The organism is Haemophilus haemolyticus, assembly GCF_003490935.1.
GTDB lineage: Bacteria > Pseudomonadota > Gammaproteobacteria > Enterobacterales > Pasteurellaceae > Haemophilus > Haemophilus haemolyticus_M.
This window is the reverse complement of record NZ_QQGD01000001.1, coordinates 386,904-409,100: the sequence shown is the minus strand read 5'-3', so window position 1 is coordinate 409,100 and position 22,197 is coordinate 386,904. Positions and strand designations below refer to the sequence as shown.

Annotated in this window: 21 protein-coding genes and 1 other RNA gene; 15 read left to right on the top strand and 7 right to left on the bottom strand. The window is 37.5% G+C overall.

Annotation, left to right across the window (positions count from 1 at the left end):
- The first annotated feature begins 50 nt into the window (after positions 1 to 50).
- On the top strand, positions 51 to 1,151 hold the full coding sequence (hisC, locus tag DV417_RS02130; protein WP_118878353.1) for a histidinol-phosphate transaminase: 1,101 nt from the start codon (positions 51 to 53) through the stop codon (positions 1,149 to 1,151).
- Positions 1,152 to 1,225: 74 nt separating this feature from the next.
- Here the strand turns inward: hisC and grxD are convergent, their stop codons facing one another.
- Complete coding sequence (gene grxD / locus DV417_RS02125; protein WP_118795693.1) at positions 1,226 to 1,549, bottom strand: Grx4 family monothiol glutaredoxin; 324 nt, start codon at positions 1,547 to 1,549, stop codon at positions 1,226 to 1,228.
- 150 nt (positions 1,550 to 1,699) lie between these two features.
- Entirely contained in the window at positions 1,700 to 2,758 is a 1,059-nt protein-coding gene (gene ompA / locus DV417_RS02120; RefSeq protein WP_118878351.1) for a porin OmpA, read from the bottom strand.
- Between the two features lie 379 nt (positions 2,759 to 3,137).
- Here ompA and ydiJ point away from each other — a divergent pair, with 379 nt between their 5' ends.
- The 7 genes from ydiJ to cydC all read left to right on the top strand — a co-directional run bounded on the left by ydiJ (position 3,138) and on the right by cydC (position 13,177).
- Entirely contained in the window at positions 3,138 to 6,221 is a 3,084-nt protein-coding gene (ydiJ, locus tag DV417_RS02115) for a D-2-hydroxyglutarate dehydrogenase YdiJ (RefSeq protein WP_118878349.1), read from the top strand.
- Between the two features lie 13 nt (positions 6,222 to 6,234).
- Complete coding sequence (locus DV417_RS02110) at positions 6,235 to 6,654, top strand: hotdog fold thioesterase (protein WP_118878347.1); 420 nt, start codon at positions 6,235 to 6,237, stop codon at positions 6,652 to 6,654.
- Positions 6,651 to 7,622 carry a ferrochelatase gene (hemH, locus tag DV417_RS02105; RefSeq protein ID WP_118878345.1) on the top strand — a complete coding sequence of 324 codons (972 nt, stop codon included), beginning with the start codon at positions 6,651 to 6,653 and terminating at the stop codon, positions 7,620 to 7,622. The genes DV417_RS02110 and hemH overlap by 4 nt, the downstream gene beginning before the upstream one ends.
- Positions 7,623 to 7,700: 78 nt before the next feature.
- Positions 7,701 to 8,558, top strand: coding sequence for a co-chaperone YbbN (locus DV417_RS02100; RefSeq protein WP_118878342.1), 858 nt, complete (start codon positions 7,701 to 7,703; stop codon positions 8,556 to 8,558).
- 109 nt (positions 8,559 to 8,667) lie between these two features.
- Entirely contained in the window at positions 8,668 to 9,624 is a 957-nt protein-coding gene (gene trxB / locus DV417_RS02095) for a thioredoxin-disulfide reductase (RefSeq protein ID WP_118800889.1), read from the top strand.
- A 62-nt stretch (positions 9,625 to 9,686) separates the two neighbouring features.
- Positions 9,687 to 11,447, top strand: a complete 1,761-nt coding sequence (gene cydD, locus DV417_RS02090; protein ID WP_118878339.1) for a heme ABC transporter permease/ATP-binding protein CydD — start codon at positions 9,687 to 9,689, stop codon at positions 11,445 to 11,447.
- Positions 11,447 to 13,177, top strand: coding sequence for a heme ABC transporter ATP-binding protein/permease CydC (gene cydC / locus DV417_RS02085; protein ID WP_118878337.1), 1,731 nt, complete (start codon positions 11,447 to 11,449; stop codon positions 13,175 to 13,177). Before cydD ends, cydC begins: the two co-directional genes overlap by 1 nt.
- A gap of 20 nt (positions 13,178 to 13,197) precedes the next feature.
- Here the strand turns inward: cydC and ffs are convergent.
- Positions 13,198 to 13,296: signal recognition particle sRNA small type (ffs, locus tag DV417_RS02080), an RNA gene on the bottom strand.
- A gap of 122 nt (positions 13,297 to 13,418) precedes the next feature.
- On the opposite strand from ffs, the gene nrdG reads away from it, so the two are divergent.
- Complete coding sequence (gene nrdG / locus DV417_RS02075) at positions 13,419 to 13,886, top strand: anaerobic ribonucleoside-triphosphate reductase-activating protein (protein ID WP_118878335.1); 468 nt, start codon at positions 13,419 to 13,421, stop codon at positions 13,884 to 13,886.
- A 56-nt stretch (positions 13,887 to 13,942) separates the two neighbouring features.
- Here the strand turns inward: nrdG and hpt are convergent, their stop codons facing one another.
- Together hpt and pmbA are read right to left on the bottom strand one after the other, a co-directional pair.
- Positions 13,943 to 14,482 carry a hypoxanthine phosphoribosyltransferase gene (gene hpt / locus DV417_RS02070; protein ID WP_118878333.1) on the bottom strand — a complete coding sequence of 180 codons (540 nt, stop codon included), beginning with the start codon at positions 14,480 to 14,482 and terminating at the stop codon, positions 13,943 to 13,945.
- Between the two features lie 211 nt (positions 14,483 to 14,693).
- Positions 14,694 to 16,049 carry a metalloprotease PmbA gene (pmbA, locus tag DV417_RS02065; protein ID WP_118878330.1) on the bottom strand — a complete coding sequence of 452 codons (1,356 nt, stop codon included), beginning with the start codon at positions 16,047 to 16,049 and terminating at the stop codon, positions 14,694 to 14,696.
- A gap of 88 nt (positions 16,050 to 16,137) precedes the next feature.
- Here pmbA and yjgA point away from each other — a divergent pair, with 88 nt between their 5' ends.
- The 6 genes from yjgA to rapZ are packed head-to-tail and all read left to right on the top strand — an operon-like array spanning position 16,138 to position 19,930.
- Entirely contained in the window at positions 16,138 to 16,674 is a 537-nt protein-coding gene (gene yjgA / locus DV417_RS02060; RefSeq protein WP_118878328.1) for a ribosome biogenesis factor YjgA, read from the top strand.
- 48 nt (positions 16,675 to 16,722) lie between these two features.
- On the top strand, positions 16,723 to 17,331 hold the full coding sequence (gene lptC, locus DV417_RS02055) for an LPS export ABC transporter periplasmic protein LptC (RefSeq protein WP_118878326.1): 609 nt from the start codon (positions 16,723 to 16,725) through the stop codon (positions 17,329 to 17,331).
- Complete coding sequence (gene lptA / locus DV417_RS02050; RefSeq protein WP_118878324.1) at positions 17,312 to 17,830, top strand: lipopolysaccharide transport periplasmic protein LptA; 519 nt, start codon at positions 17,312 to 17,314, stop codon at positions 17,828 to 17,830. Before lptC ends, lptA begins: the two co-directional genes overlap by 20 nt.
- Positions 17,831 to 17,833: 3 nt before the next feature.
- Entirely contained in the window at positions 17,834 to 18,559 is a 726-nt protein-coding gene (gene lptB / locus DV417_RS02045; RefSeq protein ID WP_118878322.1) for an LPS export ABC transporter ATP-binding protein, read from the top strand.
- 2 nt (positions 18,560 to 18,561) lie between these two features.
- Entirely contained in the window at positions 18,562 to 19,056 is a 495-nt protein-coding gene (gene ptsN, locus DV417_RS02040) for a PTS IIA-like nitrogen regulatory protein PtsN (RefSeq protein ID WP_118878319.1), read from the top strand.
- 16 nt (positions 19,057 to 19,072) lie between these two features.
- Entirely contained in the window at positions 19,073 to 19,930 is an 858-nt protein-coding gene (gene rapZ / locus DV417_RS02035) for an RNase adapter RapZ (RefSeq protein WP_118878317.1), read from the top strand.
- Between the two features lie 40 nt (positions 19,931 to 19,970).
- On the opposite strand, the gene DV417_RS02030 is transcribed toward rapZ, so the two are convergent.
- Both DV417_RS02030 and lpxC read right to left on the bottom strand, forming a co-directional pair.
- The gene (locus DV417_RS02030; protein WP_118878315.1) at positions 19,971 to 21,128 is read right to left on the bottom strand and encodes a chorismate mutase; all 1,158 of its coding nucleotides are present in this window, start codon (positions 21,126 to 21,128) and stop codon (positions 19,971 to 19,973) included.
- Positions 21,129 to 21,252: 124 nt separating this feature from the next.
- Complete coding sequence (gene lpxC / locus DV417_RS02025; protein ID WP_118878313.1) at positions 21,253 to 22,170, bottom strand: UDP-3-O-acyl-N-acetylglucosamine deacetylase; 918 nt, start codon at positions 22,168 to 22,170, stop codon at positions 21,253 to 21,255.
- Positions 22,171 to 22,197: the final 27 nt, after the last annotated feature.

Genomic DNA, 22,197 nt, shown 5'->3' with positions numbered 1-22,197 from the left:
AAATTTATTTAAAAATTCATTAACCCATATCAATATTTACAAATAATACTATGCAGTACATCAACATTGCCAATCGTGGCGTAAAATCCTTATCCCCTTATCAAGCAGGCAAACCCATTGAAGAATTAGAAAGAGAACTTGGTATTTCCAATATCGTTAAACTTGCCTCAAACGAAAACCCATTTGGTTTTCCAGAAAGTGCAAAAAAAGCAATTTTCGAACAATTAGATAAACTGACTCGTTACCCTGATGCGAATGGCTTTGAACTGAAACAAACTATCGCAAGAAAATTTGGTATTCAACCAAATCAAATTACGCTCGGAAATGGCTCAAATGATTTATTAGAACTTTTTGCTCACACTTTCGCAACCGAAGACGATGAAATCATTTATTCACAATATGCCTTTATTGTTTATCCTTTAGTAACTAAAGCGATAAATGCAATTGCAAAAGAAATTCCAGCTAAAAATTGGGGGCACGATTTACAAGGATTTTTGACCGCACTTTCTGATAAAACAAAGCTCATTTACATTGCTAATCCCAATAATCCAACGGGTAATTTTTTAACATCGCAAGAAATTGAAGATTTTTTAGCAGAAGTTCCCCAAAATGTAATCGTGGTATTAGATGAAGCCTACACTGAATTTACCAGATCTGAAGAACGAGTAGACTCTTTCAGTTTATTAAAAAAATATTCAAATTTAATTATTTCCCGCTCTCTTTCTAAAGCCTATGGCTTAGCAGGTTTACGCATTGGTTATGCGGTATCTAATCCTGAAATCGCAGATTTATTAAATCGAGTTCGACAACCATTTAACTGTAATTCGTTAGCATTAGCCGCTGCAGTTGCCGTAATGAATGACGATGAATTTATTGAGAAAGTAGCTAAAAATAATCGAGTAGAAATGCGACGTTACGAAGAGTTCTGCCAACATCATCAATTAGAATATATTCCCTCTAAGGGAAATTTTATAACGATTGATTTCAAACAATCTGCAGCCCCAATTTATGATGCATTATTACATGAAGGCGTAATTGTTCGCCCAATTGCTGGGTATGGCATGCCTAATCATTTGCGCGTAAGTATTGGTTTACCTGAAGAAAATGATCGATTTTTTACCGCACTTTCTAAGGTATTAAAACTTGCCTAGACTATTTGTTCAATAAAAAACAAATTTATTTGTATAAAAAACCCGCTATAAGCGGGTTTCATTTTTCTCATATCTTAAGCGTGTTTTGCTGCAACTTCAGCTAATAAAGTTTGTAATTCACCAGATTGATACATCTCTAAAATGATATCACAACCACCTATTAATTCTCCCTCTACCCATAATTGCGGAAAAGTTGGCCAGTTTGCATATACTGGTAATTCAGCACGAATATCTGGATGTTGCAAAATATCTACATAACCAAAAGGTACTTTACAATTCATCAATGCTTCAGATGCACGCGCAGAAAAACCACAAGATGGTAATTTTGGTGAACCTTTCATATAAATAAGAATTGGATTTTCACTAATTTGCTTTTTGATTTTGTCTAAGGTTTCCATAATGTTCCCTATAAATAAATGAAAGTCGCATTCTATCACAAGTTAAAACTTGATTGAAATGCTTGGGTTTAGATTCATATAAGACAAAAGGCCTAAACCGAAGTTTAAGCCTTTTGCTGTATTTAATCTTTCGTTAAACGAACACTAAAATTATTTAGTACCGTTAACTGCGATTTCTACACGACGGTCTGGAGCAAGACATGCGATAAGCGCTTTACGACCTTTAACTTGGTCACAAGTTGCGCCAGTCACTGGGTTTGCTTTACCATAACCAGTTGCAGAGATTGCATCTGCAGAAACACCTTTAGCTACGAAGTAGTTAGCTACAGTGTCAGCACGACGTTGAGAAAGTTTTAAGTTACCAGCATCAGAACCGATACGGTCAGTGTAACCAGCAACAGCTACTTTAGCGTTGTTAACTTGTGCGATTTCACCGTAGATACCATCTAAAGCTGCTTGAGCTTGTGGTTTTAAGTTTGCTTTACCGAACGCGAAAGTTACATCAGAGTTTAAGTTGAAAGTTTTGCTTACAACTTCAGGTGCTGCAACAACTGGCGCTGCGCCTTGACCAAAACGGTAAGAAATACCCGCGTTGATAGAACCAATCCAAGGGTTATAGTCAATTGCGCTATTTGGTTTATCTTCAGTGCGGAGTTTACCTACGCGAGTTAGCCATTGGTATTCTAAACGAACTGCTAATTCTGGTAATACTGCATATTCTGCACCTACAGCGAATAAACCAGAGGTACGTAAGCTGTGATGACCATTTTCATGCTCACGAACGCCATTTTGATCGTAGGATTTATAATCAGAACGAACTAAAGCAACACCTGCTTTACCATAAACATCTAAGCCATTTAACACTTCATAGCTACCTTTTAAGCTTAAGTGAGTACCGTGGTTAGTGTGTTTTACTGATACTTTACCAGCATCTTTGAATTTAACACGACCGAAATCATCGTAACCTAATTCAACCGCTAAACCTAAGTTATCACGATTTAAGATTTGGTAACCACCAAATACACCGTAAGTGAAAGAATTACGGTGATAACCCTCATTATTTTCACGAGCTTGAGCACGAATGCCATCGTGGAAAGATGCTTGACCAGCTTTAACGCCAGCGTAGAAAGTATTTTCTTGTGGAGCTGCTTGAGCTACTGAAGCAGCTGCTAAACCAGCAACTACTAATGCGATTGCAGTTTTTTTCATTTTGATGTCCTCTATTTAGTCATCGAATAGTAATAAAAAAGTGTCCTTGTTTATACTGAACTTTTAATTAAAGTTACACTCTAAACAGTCGCTTAACTAGGGTTTTGAATTTGCCCTACTTTTTACCTTTTGACAAATTCAATTCCTTTGTTTACGCCAAAGGAACGTTCAAAAGTGCGCTTATTATCCTATAAAAATCGAAAAGATCAAATTCTTTTGAACTTTTTGTTCATTTTTCACTCAATAATACACTATTCTTGACTAATTTACTCCATAAAAAGCTTCTTAAAATCACTCAAAATCTAATTCGACATTGTTCTCACCTTAAGATATTATCGAGAACATCCAGCTATTTATACCTTTAAATGAGTTAAATGCTATGTTGCCAAGTCTAAATCACACTCCACAAATTGAACAAGATGTCCTTAACTATCTCCAATCACTTAAAAAACAACATTTTGAAGGAGATATCGCTACAAATTATGCAGATAGATTAAGTCTTGCTACGGATAACAGCGTTTATCAACAGCTTCCTCAAGCGATTCTTTTTCCGAAAACTGTTGCTGATATAGTGCGTATAATAAAATTAGCAAATTTACCTAAATATCAATTGCTCACCTTTACTCCTCGCGGTGGAGGCACTGGCACAAATGGACAATCCATCAATAACAATATCATAGTGGATCTCTCTCGCCATATGACTGCCATTTTAGAACTCAATGTAAAAGAACGTTGGGTTCGTGTACAAGCAGGCGTAGTAAAAGATCAACTTAATCAATTTTTAAAACCACATGGTTTGTTCTTTGCCCCAGAGCTATCCACCAGCAATCGAGCGACTTTAGGTGGAATGATTAATACCGATGCCTCTGGGCAAGGTTCATTGCAATACGGTAAAACCTCTAATCACGTTTTGGCATTACGCGCAGTATTAATGAACGGTGAGATTTTAGATACAAGTGCGGTAAATTCTGTTGATATTTTAGAAAACATCGATGTGCTTGAATTAAGTGACTGTAGCAAAAGACTCCATCAAACCATTGCGCAACACTGTAAAGAAAAAAGAGCGGCAATCATTAAAGATCTGCCACAACTTAACCGTTTTTTAACAGGATACGATCTGAAAAATGTATTCAATGAAAATGAAAGTGAATTTAATCTCACTAGAATTCTCACTGGCTCTGAAGGTTCTCTCGCATTTATTTGTGAAGCCAAACTCAATCTACTGCCAATTCCTCAGTATCGCACGCTCATCAATATTAAATATCGTTCTTTTGATGCGGCATTGCGCAACGCCCCCTTTATGGTGAAAGCCAATGCGCTTTCTGTGGAAACCGTTGATTCCAAAGTCTTAAACCTCGCCAAACAAGATATTATTTGGCACTCTGTAAATGAACTTCTTACAGAAGATGAAACGGATCCAATTCTCGGTTTAAATATTGTGGAATTTGCGGGTAATAATAAAGAAAAAATAGACCGCCAAGTTACCGAACTTTCTCGCTCACTTGATGAAAAAATCGAACACAACCAAGATCACATTATTGGCTATCAAGTTTGTTCTGATTTACCTTCTATTGAACGTATTTATGCAATGCGAAAAAAAGCAGTGGGCTTACTTGGCAATGCAAAAGGTGCAGCCAAACCGATTCCTTTTGTAGAAGATACTTGTGTTCCCCCAGAAAATCTTGCGGATTACATCAGTGAATTTCGCGCTTTATTAGACAAGCACAATTTACAATATGGCATGTTTGGGCACGTCGATGCGGGCGTGTTACACGTTCGCCCTGCGCTTGATTTATGCGATAAAGAACAAGTGAAATTATTTAAACAAATTTCAGATGAAGTGGCAGAACTTACGATTAAATATGGTGGATTACTCTGGGGAGAACATGGAAAAGGCGTGCGATCCCATTACGGCGAAAAATTCTTTACGCCAGAACTCTGGCACGAACTTCGTTATATAAAAACCTTATTCGATCCAAACAATCGGTTAAATCCTGGCAAAATCTGTACGCCTTTAGATTCCAAAGATGAACTTTATTCTATCCTTTCGCCAATGCGGGCTGATAACGATCGCCAAATTCCTATCCAAATACGCGATGAATTTAAGGGGGCGATGAACTGCAATGGAAACGGTTTATGTTTCAATTTTGATGAACACAGCATTATGTGCCCATCGATGAAAGTCAGTAAAAACCGTGTATTTTCGCCAAAAGGTCGCGCAGCTATGGTTCGAGAATGGCTTCGATTGATGGCAAATGAAAATGTTTCGCCCGAACAATTAGACTTCCGTAAAACAGAAATAAAACTAACCGCACTTGTGAAAAGACTAAGCAATACGGTTCAAAAATGGCGAGGGAATTATGATTTTTCTCACGAAGTGAAAGCTGCAATGGATACTTGCCTTGCTTGTAAAGCCTGCGCGAGTCAATGCCCGATTAAAATTGATGTGCCAAGTTTCCGTGCGAAATTCTTTCATTTTTATCACAGTCGCTACTTACGACCGGCAAAAGATCACATTGTGGCAAATTTAGAAATTGCTGCGCCTTATATGGCAAAACAGGCAAAATTGTTTAATTATTTTACCAAGCTAAAAGTCACGCAAACATTAGTGGAAAAAACACTAGGCATGACTGATTTGCCCTTGCTTTCTGAACCCAATTTGCAACGACAACTTGTAGAAATCCGCTATCAAGGACAATCATTGGAAGAATTGGAAGGCCTAAGTGCGGTAGAAAAAAACGATATTTTATTTATTGTGCAAGATCCTTACACATCTTACTATGATGCCAAAGTAGTACGCGATTTTGTTCTGCTTACGCAGAAATTAGGCTTCAAACCAATTCTGTTGCCATTTAAACCAAATGGTAAAGCAATGCACATTAAAGGTTTCTTAAAACGCTTTAGCAAAACAGCACAAAACCAAGCCGAGTTTTTAAATCGAATGGCAAAATTAGGCATTCCACTTGTAGGCATTGATCCAGCCATCGTGCTGTCTTATCGAGATGAATACAAAGAAGCACTACAAGAAAAACGTGGCGATTTTCACGTTCTCACCGCACACGAATGGTTAAAACAAAGATTACAAAATGCGGAGTTACAAGATAAACTGAAAAACATCGTCAAAACTGACCGCACTTCCGATTGGTATTTATTCCCACATTGTACGGAATCTACCTTTATGCCGAACAGCCCAAAAGAATGGCAAGAAATTTTTGGAAGATTTGGACAACAACTGAATGTAGAAAAAGTAGGATGTTGCGGTATGGCTGGTGTATTTGGACACGAAATACAAAATCAAAAAATGAGCCGAGAAATCTACGATGTATCCTGGCATAAAAAACTACATGGAAAAGATCTGCACTTTTGTTTAGCTACCGGTTATTCTTGCCGCAGTCAGGTAAAACGTTATGAACATGTGGTGCTAAAACACCCTGTGCAGGCATTGTTAGAAATTTTAGCGTAATGAAAGGAACATCATGATTTGGCAAAAAAACTTCACACTCGAAAACTTAAATCAACTTTGCTCCAACAGTGCAGTTAGCCATCTTGGCATTGAAATTTCTGCTTTTGGCGAGGATTGGATTGAAGCGACAATGCCAGTGGATCATCGTACTATGCAGCCGTTTGGTGTCTTGCATGGCGGGATTTCGGTTGCTTTAGCTGAAACAATTGGTTCCCTTGCGGGTTCGCTTTGTTTATTAGAAGAAGGCAAAGCTGCGGTAGGATTAGATATTAATGCCAATCATCTTCGCCCAGTTCGTTCAGGTAAAGTGACTGCGAGAGCCACGCCAATTAATTTAGGCAGAAATATCCAAGTTTGGCAAATTGACATCCGCACAGAAGAGAATAAACTTTGTTGTGTTTCTAGATTAACCCTTTCCGTAATCAATTTATGACAAAACCAGCAAAAATCGGCGTATTACTTGCCAATCTAGGCACGCCAGATAGCCCGACACCGAAGTCAATTAGCCGTTATTTATGGCAATTTTTAACGGATCCTCGCGTGGTAGATTTACCGCGTTGCAAATGGTATCCACTGCTCAAGGCGATTATTTTGCCATTGCGTTCAAAACGTATCGCTAAAAATTATCAAGCCATTTGGACAGAACAAGGATCGCCTTTACTTGCCATTTCGCGACAACAAAAAGATGCATTACAAGCCTATTTAGATAATCAAAATATCGATACTCAAGTAGAAATTGCCATGACGTACGGCAATCCATCAATGCAAAGTGCGGTAAAAAACTTGCTTGAAAATCAAGTTGATCGAATTATTGTTTTGCCACTTTATCCGCAATACTCTAGCTCAACCACGGGCGCAGTATTTGATGCTTTCGCTAACGCCCTTAAAGAAGAACGAGGATTAGCGCCCTTTGATTTTATCCATTCTTATCATGTCGATGAGAATTACATTGATGCGTTAGTCAATTCCATAAAAGCGCGGTTAAAACCCGATGAGTTTTTGTTATTTTCTTATCATGGTATTCCTTTGCGTTATGAAAAAATGGGCGATTATTATCGTGAACATTGTAAACAAACGACTATTGCAGTTGTTAATAAGCTGAGCTTAACAGAAAACCAATGGGGAATGACGTTTCAATCTCGCTTTGGGCGTGAAGAATGGCTACAACCTTATACCGACAAATTTTTAGAATCTGCTGCAACACAGAATATTCAAAAAATTGCCGTTATTTGCCCTGGTTTTTCCGTAGATTGTTTAGAAACCATTGAAGAAATTGACAAAGAAAATCGAGAAAATTTCTTAACCAATGGCGGGCAATCTTATCAATATATTCCCGCACTTAATGTAGAGCATATACATATTGAAATGATGGGAAAATTGATTCTAGAAAAACTTGCTTAATAATAGAAATGGTAAAACGTTTCTAAAATCTTCCGCACTTTGCTAAAATCAGCCATTATTTTTTCACAAGGATAAAACATGGCTGATTTTCCTTTTATCGTTGACATCAACGAACAAAATCTTACTGAAATACTGCAACAATCCTTAGAAAAACCACTTGTCATCAATTTTTACGCGCCAACACATAAAGAATCCGCGGATTTTTTGGCACAACTTGAGCAAGTTGCAGAACAATATCAAGGACAATTTGTTCTTGGAAAAGTAAATTGTGAAAAAGAGCAAATGATTGCCGCACAATTCCGCATCCAAGCATTGCCAACCACCTATTTGTTTAAAGAAGCACAGGCATTAGATGCATTTCCTGGTGCACTTGATAAATCTTCACTAATCCAACGATTAAGCATTATTTTACCTAAAGAGGAAGATTTAAAATTCCAACAAGCATTAGATTTCTTGCAAGTAGAAAATTATGAGGCTGCATTGCCATTATTGAAAGATTCATGGGAACTTTCTGATAAGAAAAATAGTGATGTCGCCCTGCTCTACGCTGAAACCTATATTGCAATGAAAAAAACGGAGCCAGCACAAGAAATTCTAAAACAAATTCCATTGCAAGATCGTGATAGTCGTTGGCACGGATTACAAGCACAAATTGAGCTACAAATTCAAGCAGCTGATACACCTGAAATCCAACAATTACAGGCCGATTATGCTAAAAACCCAACAGCTGAAATTACAATAAAACTTGCCGTACAACTTCATCAAGCTGGACGAAATGAAGAAGCGCTGACACTACTTTTCGGTATTTTAAAAACCGACTTAGGCGCGCAGAATGGTGAAGTTAAACAACAATTTTTATCCATTTTAAGTGCAATGGGCAATGCTGATCCGTTAACAAATAAGTTTCGCCGATTGCTTTATTCACTGCTCTATTAATCGAAAGATTTATAATTGATAAGGTGTATGGAACAATTCCATGCATTGCAATCATTAGAATAGACTTGAATTTAATTAATTCTCTCTTTACGAAAAACAAGGATTCTTTATGTCAGATATCAAACACGCAAAACTTTTAATTTTAGGCTCAGGCCCTGCTGGTTATACTGCAGCCATTTATGCGGCACGTGCAAACTTAAAACCTGTATTGGTGACTGGTTTGCAACAAGGCGGCCAGCTTACCACCACAGATGAAATCGAAAACTGGCCAGGTGATTTTGAGATGACTACTGGTTCAGGTTTAATGCAACGTATGTTGCAACATGCAGAAAAATTTGAGACAGAAATCGTCTTCGATCATATCAATCGCGTAGATTTATCTTCTCGTCCATTCAAACTTTTTGGCGATGTACAAAATTTCACTTGTGATGCGTTAATTATCGCAACAGGCGCCTCTGCACGCTATATTGGCTTACCTTCAGAAGAAAACTACAAAGGTCGTGGGGTTTCTGCTTGTGCAACCTGTGATGGTTTCTTTTATCGTAATAAGCCGGTTGGTGTCATTGGTGGTGGAAATACTGCGGTAGAAGAAGCGCTTTACTTAGCCAATATTGCAAGTACAGTGCATTTAATCCACCGTCGCGATAGCTTCCGTGCGGAAAAAATTCTTATCGAGCGTTTATACAAAAAAGTAGAAGAAGGAAAAATAGTTCTGCATACTGACCGCACTTTAGATGAAGTGTTGGGTGACAACATGGGCGTAACCGGATTACGTTTAGCCAACACAAAAACTGGGGAGAAAGAAGAACTCAAATTAGATGGCTTATTCGTAGCGATTGGTCACTCGCCAAATACGGAAATTTTCCAAGGGCAACTAGAATTAAATAATGGCTATATCGTTGTAAAATCTGGTCTTGAAGGAAATGCAACAGCCACCTCTGTGGAAGGCGTATTCGCAGCAGGCGATGTAATGGATCACAATTATCGCCAAGCCATTACCTCTGCGGGAACTGGTTGTATGGCAGCATTGGATGCAGAACGCTATTTAGATGCTCAAGAAGCATAAATTCTCTAACTAATTCCCCTCTTTTTAAAAGAGGGGAACTTTTTCTATATCACGATAAAACTATGAACAAACTTCGCCAAAAATATTTACAAAAATGGCTTCGCGCACAACAAGAACCTATCAAAAAATTAATGCGCGCAAACATTGTCCTAGCTACGCTTTCTGCACTAATTTTAGTCGCGCAAACTTATTTTCTTGCAACTTTGCTCGATAAACTGATTATGCAAAATGTGCCTCGTGATGAACTCATTCCTTATTTTATCGGACTAATTATCGGCTTCGGGATGCGTGCTATTATTTTATGGGCACGCGAAAAAATTGGTTTCCAAAGCGGACAGTTATTACGCAATCATATTCGTCAAAAAATTCTGGATAAAATCCATCTTGTTGGCCCTGCGACAATCAATCAAAAACCAGCTGGAAGTTGGGCAAGCATTATGTTGGAACAAGTTGAAAACTTACATAATTTCTATGCCCGTTTTCTGCCTCAACAAAGTCTTTCAGCCATTGTTCCAGTCGTTATTTTAATTGCTGTATTTCCGTTGAACTGGGCTGCAGGCTTAATCTTAATGATTACCGCCCCGCTTGTTCCTCTTTTTATGATCATTGTCGGTATTGCTGCGGCTGACAACAGCCAAAAAAATATGGATACCCTTTCTCGCCTAAGTGCCCAATTTTTAGATCGCTTACGCGGCTTGGAAACCTTGCGTCTTTTTAACCGCACTTCTGAACAAACTGAGCATATTGAAAACGCCACTGAAGATTTCCGTGAAACCACAATGGATGTGCTAAAACTCGCTTTTCTCTCTTCTGCCGTATTGGAATTTTTTACCTCTATTTCCATTGCACTGATGGCGGTCTATTTTGGTTTTAGCTACCTAGGTCAAATTGAATTTGGTACCTATAATGCACCGCTTACACTTTTCACAGGTTTCTTTTGTTTAATTCTTGCACCTGAATTTTATCAACCCTTACGCGATCTCGGCGCTTATTACCACGACCGCGCAGCGGGTATTGGTGCAGCAGATGCCATTGTTGATTTCTTAGAATCCGATTATTTAACCGTTCATCAAAACGAAAAAACAATTTCTTTAGAAAGTGCGGTTGAAATTTCTGCCGAAAATTTAGTGGTGCTTTCGACACAGGGTTCAGCATTAACCAAGCCGTTAAACTTCCAGATTCCAGCGAATCATAATGTTGCGCTTGTAGGACAAAGTGGCGCAGGGAAAACCTCATTAATGAATGTAATTTTGGGCTTTTTACCTTATGAGGGCTCGCTAAAAATTAATGGTCAAGAACTGCGCGAAAGCAATCTAGCTGACTGGCGCAAACATATTGCCTGGGTAGGACAAAATCCATTGTTATTACAAGGCACAATTAAAGAAAACTTACTACTTGGCGATATTCGAGCTAACGATGAAGAAATTAATCAAGCGTTAATACGTTCTCAAGCGAAAGAATTTACCGATAAACTTGGACTTCATCACGAAATCAAAGATGGTGGATTAGGCGTTTCTGTGGGGCAAGCTCAACGTCTTGCCATTGCGCGTGCCTTGTTACGCAAAGGAGATTTACTTCTGCTCGATGAGCCAACCGCAAGCTTAGATGCGCAATCAGAAAATCTTGTTTTACAAGCATTGAATGAAGCAAGCCAGCATCAAACTACGCTGATGATTACCCACCGAATTGAAGATTTGAAACAATGTGATCAAATTTTTGTGATGCAACGAGGAGAAATAGTACAACAAGGTAAATTTACCGAATTACAACATGAAGGTTTCTTTGCTGAACTACTCGCTCAACGACAACAGGATATCCAATAATGCGCACATTACTTCCGTTTATACGTTTATTTAAATTCGCCAAATTCCCGCTTATTTTAGGCTTGGTGCTGATGATTTTAGGTTTGGGCTCCAGCATGGGGTTGCTTACCGTTTCAGGCTGGTTTTTAGCTGCTACAGCCATTGCAGGACTAGGAACGCTATTTAACTTTTTCTACCCTTCAGCCAGTGTGCGAGGTTTAGCTATCGGACGAACCGTCATGCGCTATTTTGAAAAAATAGTAACGCATGATGCAACATTCCGCATATTGTCCAAATTACGCGTACAAGTATTTGAAAAAATCATTCCTTTAAGCCCAGCGGTATTAAATCATTATCGCAACAGCGATTTGTTAAATCGTTTAGTGTCCGATGTGGATACACTTGATAGCCTCTATTTACGTTTACTTGCGCCATTTTTCACAGCTGCACTTGTAATCATTGCCATGACGATTGGACTTAGCTTTGTCAATATTCCACTCGCTCTTGGTTTAGGATTATTTTTGTTAATTTTATTAATGATTATCCCAACTGTTTTCTATCGACTAGGAGAGGAATTTGGAGAACGCTTAATCCAAGCACGCGCAACCTATCGAACCCAGTTTTTAGAATTTATCCAAGCACAAGCTGAGCTTTTATTATTTAATGCAGAAGATAAATTAAAAGAGAAAATGTCAGTCACAGAAAAAACATGGCAGGAAGATCAAGCCAAAGAAGCAAAATTAAGCGGATTCTCTACCGCACTTGTTCTTTTTCTTAATGGTTTGTTGATTTCTGGAATGCTATGGTTTGCAAGTAACGCCGATTTTGGCACAGATGAATATCGCACGGCTTATATTGCACTTTTCACTTTTGCTGCACTTGCCGCCTTTGAGATCATCATGCCATTGGGCGCTGCTTTTTTGCATATAGGTCAAGTGATTGCGGCAGCAGAACGTGTAACCGAAATCATTGAGCAAAAACCGCTTGTTGAGTTTAATGGTAACGAGGAATTTGAAACAAAAGTGCGGTTAATTTCTGCGAAGGATTTAAGTTTTTCCTATCCAGGGCAAGAAACGCTTGTATTAAAAAATCTTACATTAGATTTAGAACAAGGCCAAAGAATTGCTATTTTAGGCAAAACTGGAAGTGGAAAATCTTCACTCCTTCAACTTTTAGTACGCAATTATGATGCGAATCAAGGAGAGCTTTTATTGGCAGAAAAACCCATTTCCGCCTATTCAGAAGAAACATTACGCCGACAAATTTGTTTTTTAACTCAACGTGTTCACGTATTTAGCGATACGCTTCGTCAAAATTTACAATTTGCAAGTGCGGATGAAATTTCTGATGAAAAAATGATTGAAGTGCTACATCAGGTTGGCTTAAGCAAATTACTTGAGCAAGAAGGAAAAGGTTTAAATCTTTGGCTTGGTGATGGCGGTCGTCCACTTTCTGGTGGGGAACAACGCCGTTTAGGTTTAGCACGTATTTTACTCAATAATGCGCCAATTTTATTATTGGATGAACCAACAGAAGGCTTAGATCGCGAAACTGAACGTCAAATTTTACGTTTAATTCTGCAACATGCTGAAAATAAAACCCTAATAATGGTCACTCACCGTCTAAGTTCAATTGAACAATTTGATAAAATTTGCGTAATTGATAACGGAAGATTAATCGAAGAAGGCGATTACAATAGCTTAATCACAAAAGAAAATGGTTTCTTTAAAAGATTGATTGAGCGAGTATAAGAAAAGGAAGTTGGGCGGAAACCTTCCCAGCTTCTTCTCGGCACACAGTAATTCCGACTTTGGCTGCTTCCTTCCGGACCTGACCGAGTAAACCCGACACCGTTGCGAGAGACCGAGAAGGTTTCCATTGATATCGCAATGCGATTTTGCGTTATTATGCAGAAATTACCGCCGTATTGCAAAGATTAATTCAAAAGCGCGGTGAATTTGGTGAGAATTTAAGCTTTAGGATTTTTATGAAATGAACTACCTCCAATACTACCCGACTGATGTTATCAATGGCGAAGGTACAAGATGCACTCTTTTCGTCAGTGGATGTACGCATGCTTGCAAAGGCTGTTACAACCAAAAAAGTTGGTCATTTTCAGCAGGGATATTATTTGATGACGCAATGGAACAACAAATCATCAATGATTTAAAAGACACTCGCATTAAACGCCAAGGTTTGACACTTTCAGGTGGCGATCCTCTTCATCCCCTTAACGTAGAAACATTATTGCCCTTTGTGCAACGCGTAAAACGAGAATGCCCAGATAAAGACATCTGGGTTTGGACGGGTTATAAGCTAGATGAATTAGATGAACAACAACGTGCTATGTTGCCTTATATTGATGTGTTAATTGATGGGAAATTTATTCAAGAACAGGCAGACCCTAGTTTAGTTTGGCGAGGTTCAGCAAATCAAATTATTCATCGATTTAAGTTATAAAAAGTGCGACTAAAAATTCATTTAAAATTTCAACCGCACTTTTCAATAAAATCAAATTATTCTTCTAAAACAACTTTACCGATGTAGCCTAAATTACGATGGCGTTGTGCGTAATCGATACCATACCCCACCACAAATTCATCAGGAATTTCAAAACCAACCCATTCAACAGGCACTTCCACTTCACGGCGAGAAGGTTTATCAAGCAAAGTACAAATTGCAAGGCTAGCAGGCTCACGCAAATTCAAAATATCACGCACTTTTTCCAACGTATAGCCCGTATCAATAATATCTTCAACAATTAAAACGTGTTTACCTTTTATATCGCCGTCCAAATCTTTAGTAATACGAACGTCGTGATTCGTGGTCATGCCTGTGCCATAACTTGAAGTAGTCATAAATTCAATTTCCACAGGTAAATTTATCTGACGAACGATATCCGCCATAAACATAAAGGAACCACGTAAAAGCCCCACAACAACAAGGCTATCAATCTGTTTTTCTTGATAAAATTTTGTGATTTGAGCACCTAATTCAGCAATACGCGAATGAACATCGTTCTCTGAGATTAAAACGTCAACGTGGTGTTTTTTCATTGTGTTTCCTTATGAAATGACAGGGGATAAAATCGTTTGCTATTTTACAAAAAAAAGGCTGAAGTTTAAACCTTCAGCCTTTTTGAACCCTAACGAATTTACTTTCTACTCTACCTGTTGGAGCAACCTGCAATCGCTTAACAGATGTGCGTATAGTAGCAGACATTTAGTTAATGTCAATAAGAATAATTCTCAATTTTAAAAATATTTTTTAATTTCCTGAAATTTTCATCTTATCTAACAAAATAGAACCAGTTTGGATGTTAGAACGATGCTCTATATCATCCGCTACAGCAACCATATTCTTCAACATATCTTGCAATTGCCCCGCAATAGTAATTTCGGCGACTGGATATTGAATTTCACCATTTTCCACCCAAAAACCCGATGCACCACGCGAATAATCGCCTGTAACAATATTGACACCTTGTCCCATGACATCCGTTACTAACAATCCAGTTCCCATTTGACGTAAAAGTGCGGTCAATCCACCAGCCAAATTTGGCTTAACAAGCCAGTTGTGAATTCCACCAGCATGACCAGTGCTTGGCATACCGAGTTTTTTACCACTGTAACTTGTCACTAAATAAGTTTGTAATATCCCACCTTCAACAATTTCACGATCTTGGGTACGAACACCTTCACTATCAAAAGGCGTTGAAGCCAAACGGCGTAATAAATGTGGTCTCTCACTGATATTGAACCAATCAGGTAAGACCTGTTTACCTAAATGATCGAGCAAGAAACTCGATTTTCTATATAAACTGCCACCACTTATTGCAGCGGCAAAGTGAGAAATAAGACCAGTTGCAACATCATTTAAGAAAATAACTGGCACTTCTCGTGTACTAAGTTTTTGAGGATTTAAACGAGAAACGACCTTCTTTGCACAATTTTCGCCAACCCAAATTGGCGATTGAAGTTTGTCAAATTCACGAGAAATTGTGTATTCATAATCATTTTCTAAGGCATCTTCTACTCCACCAATAACCGAACAAGATAAGGAATAACGGCTTGATAAATAACTTTGCAACATGCCATGGCTATTTCCATACACTTTCACGCCTGTATGTGAATTAAAACTTGCACCATTACTGTTTATAATGCGTTCATCCACCTCTAAAGCCGCCTTTTCAGCCTGAAGTGCAAGTTCTGTTGCTTTATCAACATTCACATCAGCAGCATGATAAAGCTCTAAATCAGGCGCATCAAAAGCCATTAAATCCTTATCCGCAAGACCTGTGCAATCATCGGGTGAAGTGTATTTTGCAATAGCAAGTGCGGCTTCCACTGCGTTTCGAATTGCACCTTCACTTAAATCTGATGTTGATGCATTGCCTTTTTGTTGTCCCACATAAACGGAGATCCCCAATGCACCATCATTAGTAAATTCAACATTTTCAATTTCTTGCAAGCGTGTAGATACTGACAATCCGCTCACTTTAGTGACAGCGACTTCTGCACTTGCGCCCGATTTTGTTGCTAATTCAATAGCAAAGCTGACTGCTTGACGTAATTCTTGTTCTTGAGCTTTCAAAAGTGCGGTTTGATTTTCGGCTATTTTCATTATTTTTTCCCATTAAAAATTTGTCACATTTTATATTATTTTGAAACTTTGTGCTAAAATACGCGCCAAATTTTAGTTGAGAGAAATTATGGCGAAACGTAAGAAAAAAGAAGCTTTCGATTGGGAAAATGAAGACCAAGAAGAAATTATTTGGGTAAGTAAAAGCGAAATCAAACGAGATGCTGAAGACTTAAAACAACTTGGTGAAAAGATTGTAAATTTAACCAAAGCTAATCTTGCGAAAATCCCACTTGATGAATCCTTACTTGATGCCATTGAACTTGCACAACGTTTACAAAAAGAAGCTCGTCGCCGTCAATTACAGTATATCGGAAAATTATTTCGAGGAATTGATGTTGAGCCTATTCGTGAAGCATTAGATAAAATCGAAAATAAACATAACCAACAGCAGGCTATGCTGCACAAAATCGAAAAAGTGCGGGATGAATTAGTAGAAAAAGGTGATGTGGCGCTAACCGATTTATTCAATGATTATCCCGATGTAGATCGTCAACAACTACGTAATCTTATTCGTTCAGCACAAAAAGAACGTGAGCAAAATAAACCATCGAAAGCCTATCGAGAAATTTATCAAATGCTCAAAGCATTGATGTTAGAAGATTAAAAAATATTAAATTTTTATCCGCACTTTTCGAGTAACAAATTTAAAAATATGAATATTCGTTGGAATGTAATTTTAGGTCTTATCGCTATCGGCTCTCTGGGATGGTTTTATTCTTTAAATAGCGATAAACCTGATTTGTCAAACTTAGTAAAAAAAACAGATAGTCCAGATTATATCGGAAATAAAATGGAAACTACGGTGTTTTCCCCTGAAGGTAAGAAACAATATCTTTCGACCGCAGACAAAGTAAAACATTATACAGCTGATGGCCATACTGAGTTTGAAATACCTTTGGTGTACTTATTCGATGTCTCTACATCTAATAATGCTGAAAAATCAAATAATTCAGCAAAATTATTAGAATCACAAAGTTGGAAACTTAGCGCAAAAAAAGCCAAATTGACGAAAGATGAAATGCTTTATTTAGAGGGTGATGTCATTGCTGAAAGTTTAGAACCGACTTCTCGTTTACAGCGAATCGAAACACAAGTTGCAGAGGTTAACTTAAAAACTCAAGATATTTCATCAGATACAATGGTGAAAATAAACGGACAAAATTTTAACTCAACAGGCTTAAAAATGGTTGGCAATCTACGTCAACAAATTGCAACATTAAAAGAACAGGTAAAAACATATTATGAAATTAATAAACAATAAAATTATTTTACTCGCGGCATTAATCATGACCTCTTTCTCTGCTTTCGCATTGAAAGATGATACGAATCAACCAATTAACATTGTTTCCGATAATCAATCATTAGATATGGAAAAAAGTGTTGTCACTTTTACTGATAACGTTTCAATTACTCAGGGTTCAATTTTAATCAAGGCAAATAAAGTTGTCATTACGCGCCCACCTGAAAATTCAGGTAAAAAAGAAACCGTAGAAGCATTTGGTACTCCAGTGACATTCCATCAACAGCTAGATAATGGTAAGCCAGTGGATGGGAAAGCAAACAAAGTTCACTATGATCTTGGTACTGAATTTTTGACATTAACTGACAATGCTGAATTAAAGCAACTTGATAGTAAGATTAATGGACAACTGATTACCTACGATGTGAAAAAACAGCAACTTAAAGCTAATGGCAATGGAAAATCACGTGTAACAACAGTCCTTATTCCATCGCAATTACAACAAGCTAAAGGGAAGTAATTTATGTCAATTCTGACTGCTGAAAATTTAGCGAAGAGCTATAAAAGCCGTAAAGTTGTTTCGGATGTAAGTTTAACTGTAAACTCTAATGAAATTGTCGGTTTGCTCGGACCAAACGGTGCTGGGAAAACAACAACCTTCTACATGGTTGTCGGGTTAGTTCGCCAAGATCAAGGCAAAATTATTATTGACGGAGAAAACATTAGTTTGCTCCCAATGCATAATCGTGCGCAACGTGGAATCGGTTATTTGCCACAAGAAGCCTCTATTTTTCGCCGTTTGACTGTATACGAAAATCTAATGGCTGTATTAGAAATACGCAAAGATTTAACCTCTCAACAACGTAGAGAAAAAGCTGATGAGTTGATTGAGGAATTTAATATTGGCCATATTCGGGATAGTTTAGGTCAGTCATTATCTGGAGGTGAACGCCGTCGAGTTGAAATTGCACGAGCATTAGCTGCAAATCCCAAGTTTATTCTATTAGATGAGCCATTTGCTGGTGTAGATCCAATTTCTGTGAGCGATATTAAGAAAATTATCACCGACTTACGTAACCGAGGATTAGGCGTTTTGATTACCGATCATAATGTACGTGAAACACTTGATGTATGTGAACGCGCTTATATTGTTGGCGAAGGTAAAATTATCGCAACAGGCACACCAGAACAAGTTATGAACGATGAACACGTTAAACGCATTTATCTTGGCGAACAATTCAAATTATAAAAATGAAAATAACTGAACTATTAAGCCCTGAGAATATTCGTCAGGGCGTTAGTTTTTCTAGCAAAAAACGATTATTTGAATCTATCGCACATTTTGTAGAAGAAAAACTTCACTGTGATAAAGGTGAGCAAGCGTGCTTTGAATCCCTTTTTGAGCGCGAAAAGCTGGGGAACTCAGGACTAGGCAATGGCATAGCAATGCCTAAGGCGAAAATTCCTCTTGAGGTATGTGACAAAGCAATTGCCACGTTTATGCAATTGAATACCCCCATTAATTATGATTCGCTTGATGGTAAACCTGTAGATTTAATTTTTGCTATACTTATTCCAGAGAATCAGTGCGAAACATACATCCCTATATTGGCATCATTAATCGAAAAACTTACCGATAAAAATATGTTAAAACAATTACGTTCAGCCAAAAGTGCGGATGAAATTTGGCAAGTTTTTGAGATTGCAGATAGAGCCGAAAGTTCGCCTGAAGAAACCCAAGAATAATTTAAAGGGAGGAATTATGGAAATTATCATTATTAGTGGACGTTCTGGTGCAGGAAAATCCGTAGCCTTACGGGCATTAGAAGACGCTGGATATTATTGTGTTGATAATATTCCTCTGGATTTACTTCCTCAATTGACTGATATTCTATCCCAATCCCAATCTTCGGTCGCAATCAGTCTTGATATTCGTAATATTCCTAATTCAGTCAATACTCTTGAACAAACTCTAAATACCTTACAAAAATATCATCAATTAAAGATTATTTTCCTTGAAACAGATCGTGGCACATTGATTCGTCGTTATAGCGATTCACGCCGTCTGCACCCACTTTCCTTGAAAGATCTATCTCTTGAAGCAGCAATAGATGAAGAATATCGCTACCTTGAGCCATTAATTCAACACACAAACTTTATTATTGATACCACTCATCTTTCTACTCATACCCTTGCGGAACGCCTACGCGAATTTTTACGAGGAAATAGTGATAAAGAACTAAAAATCGTTGTTGAATCTTTTGGCTTTAAATATGGAATTCCTTTAGATGCTGATTATGTTTTCGATGTACGTTTCTTACCTAACCCGCATTGGGATCCAACATTACGCCCAATGACAGGATTAGATGCGCCAGTAGCAGAATTTCTGAATAGTCACACGCAGGTAAATGAATTTATCTACCTCACTCGTAACTATATTGATACTTGGTTGCCTATGTTAGAAAAAAACAATCGTAGCTATTTAACCATTGCCATTGGGTGTACAGGGGGAAAACACCGATCCGTTTATATTGCACAGCAGTTAGGCGAATATTTTCAAGCTAAAGGGAAAATCGTCCAGATTCAGCATAAATCTTTAGAACGAAATAAAAAAGCATAAAAAAAGTGCGGTCAAACATAATTTTATTGACCGCACTTTCTTATAAATTAACTGGTTTTACAATCTCGCTAGGATAGCAACCTAAAATCTTTAAATAATTACTACAATTCTTTAACTCTTCCAACGCTTGCTGAATATCAGGATGATGGATATTCGCTTCTATTTCGAGATAAAACATTTCTTCCCAAGGTTTCCCATAAATTGGACGAGACTCTAATTTCGTCATATTAATTTGATGTTTTTTGAAAACTAAAAGTGCATCAACTAATGAGCCAATTTGCTGTGAAGTTGTCATTAGCAATAATGTTTTTGCCGGTATCTGTGGTGAAACCTCACGCTGTTCTCTAGCAACGACAATAAAACGCGTAATATTGTTCTCTTGATTAGCAATATTAGTTTTTAATACACTAAGTCCATACAATTTACCACCATCTTCATTCCCTAATGCCGCAATATTCGGCTTATTTAAACTTGCAATAAGTTGCATTGCATGGGAGCTACTTTCACAATACTCAATATGTACTCGATCAAGACTATGTATAAATTGACTACATTGTTGAATCACTTGAGGATGACTATATAAAGTATCGATTTCACTTAATTCAGTCGTGCCATTTACCAAAACACAATGCTGAATTGGATAAGCGAGCTCGCCTACCAATGATAAGTCAGTATGCTGGAGCAAATCATAGACCTCATTAATAGCGCCTGATGTTGTATTTTCTAAAGGCAATACGCCAAAATCTGCTTCACCATTTTGCACTTTTTCAAATACTTGCTCAAAAGACTGACATCCTAGTTCTACAAATTGTTTTTGATAACGAGCAGCATAATTACGTGCAGCTAAATTTGAATAAGAACCTCTCTTACCTAAAAAAGCAATATGTAAATTTTGATTACGTTGTTCATTAAGTTTATTCTGCAAATAGACTTGCTGTGTCAATACTGAATCTTCAATGATTTTTTGGAAAATTGAAGTGATATATTGTGGTTCAAGTTGATAATTCTCATTTTCTGAAAATTGAACTAATTCTTGTAAAAGTTGCTGCTCTCGCTCTACATCACGTAAAGCTTTTTGCGAGATCTCTTTACTTCTCACTACATCGAAAGCTAAACGATGACGCTCAGAAAGCAATTTTAATAAACTACGATCTATTTGCGTAATTTGTTGGCGAATTTCAGATAATTCTAGCTTCATAGCATCCCCTTATAAAAAATAAGAAAAATAAACCGCACTTTAAGGCATTAGTCATTTAAAGTGCGATGAAAATAAAAAAGCTATACTTCTTAGCAGAAATATAGCTTTTTCAAAAATAAAATGATTAGATAAATACTTGAACAGGCGCAACATATCCTTGCGGTACTTGTTCTTTATCTTCGAAAGTTACGAATTCCCACGCTTCTTGATTTGCTAATACAGCACGTATTAACTTGTTATTTAAACCATGACCAGACTTATAAGCCTTAAAATCACCAATAATGTTATAACCAGCCATATAAAGATCGCCAATTGCATCTAACATTTTATGACGAACAAGTTCATCTTTAAAGCGTAAGCCATCTTCATTTAAAATTCTATAATCATCAAGAACAATAGCATTATCAAGACTACCACCTAATGCTAAACCTTGAGATTGAAGATATTCTATATCTTTCATAAAACCAAACGTTCTTGCTCGGCTAATTTGATGAACAAATGCTTGAGCAGAGAAATCCATGACATAATTACAAACATTTTTGCCAATAGCAGGATGATCAAAATCAATAGTGAAATCTAAACGGAAACCATTGTAAGGTTTAAATTCAGCCCATTTATCACCATCTTCAACTCGAACATATTCTTTAATACGAATAAATTTCTTAGGTGCATTTTGTTCTTCAATTCCTGCATCTAACAACAAATAGATAAACGGACTCGCGCTACCATCCATAATAGGAATCTCAGGCGCATCAACCTCAATAATGATATTATCAATACCAAGGCCCGATAATGCGGCATTTAAATGTTCAACAGTAGAAATGCGCACACCTTGCTCATTAATTAATGCAGTGCAAAGCATTGTATCACGTACGGAATTAGGATCAGCAGGGAATGCCACTGCAGGATTTAAATCTGTACGATAGTAAACAACACCAGTGTTTGGCATAGCTGGACGTAACGTTAAAGTCACTTTCTTACCGCTATGTAAACCAACACCTGTTACTTTAATACTTTGTTTTAATGTTCTTTGTTTAATCATTCTACTACCTTAATATTCCAGGTATTT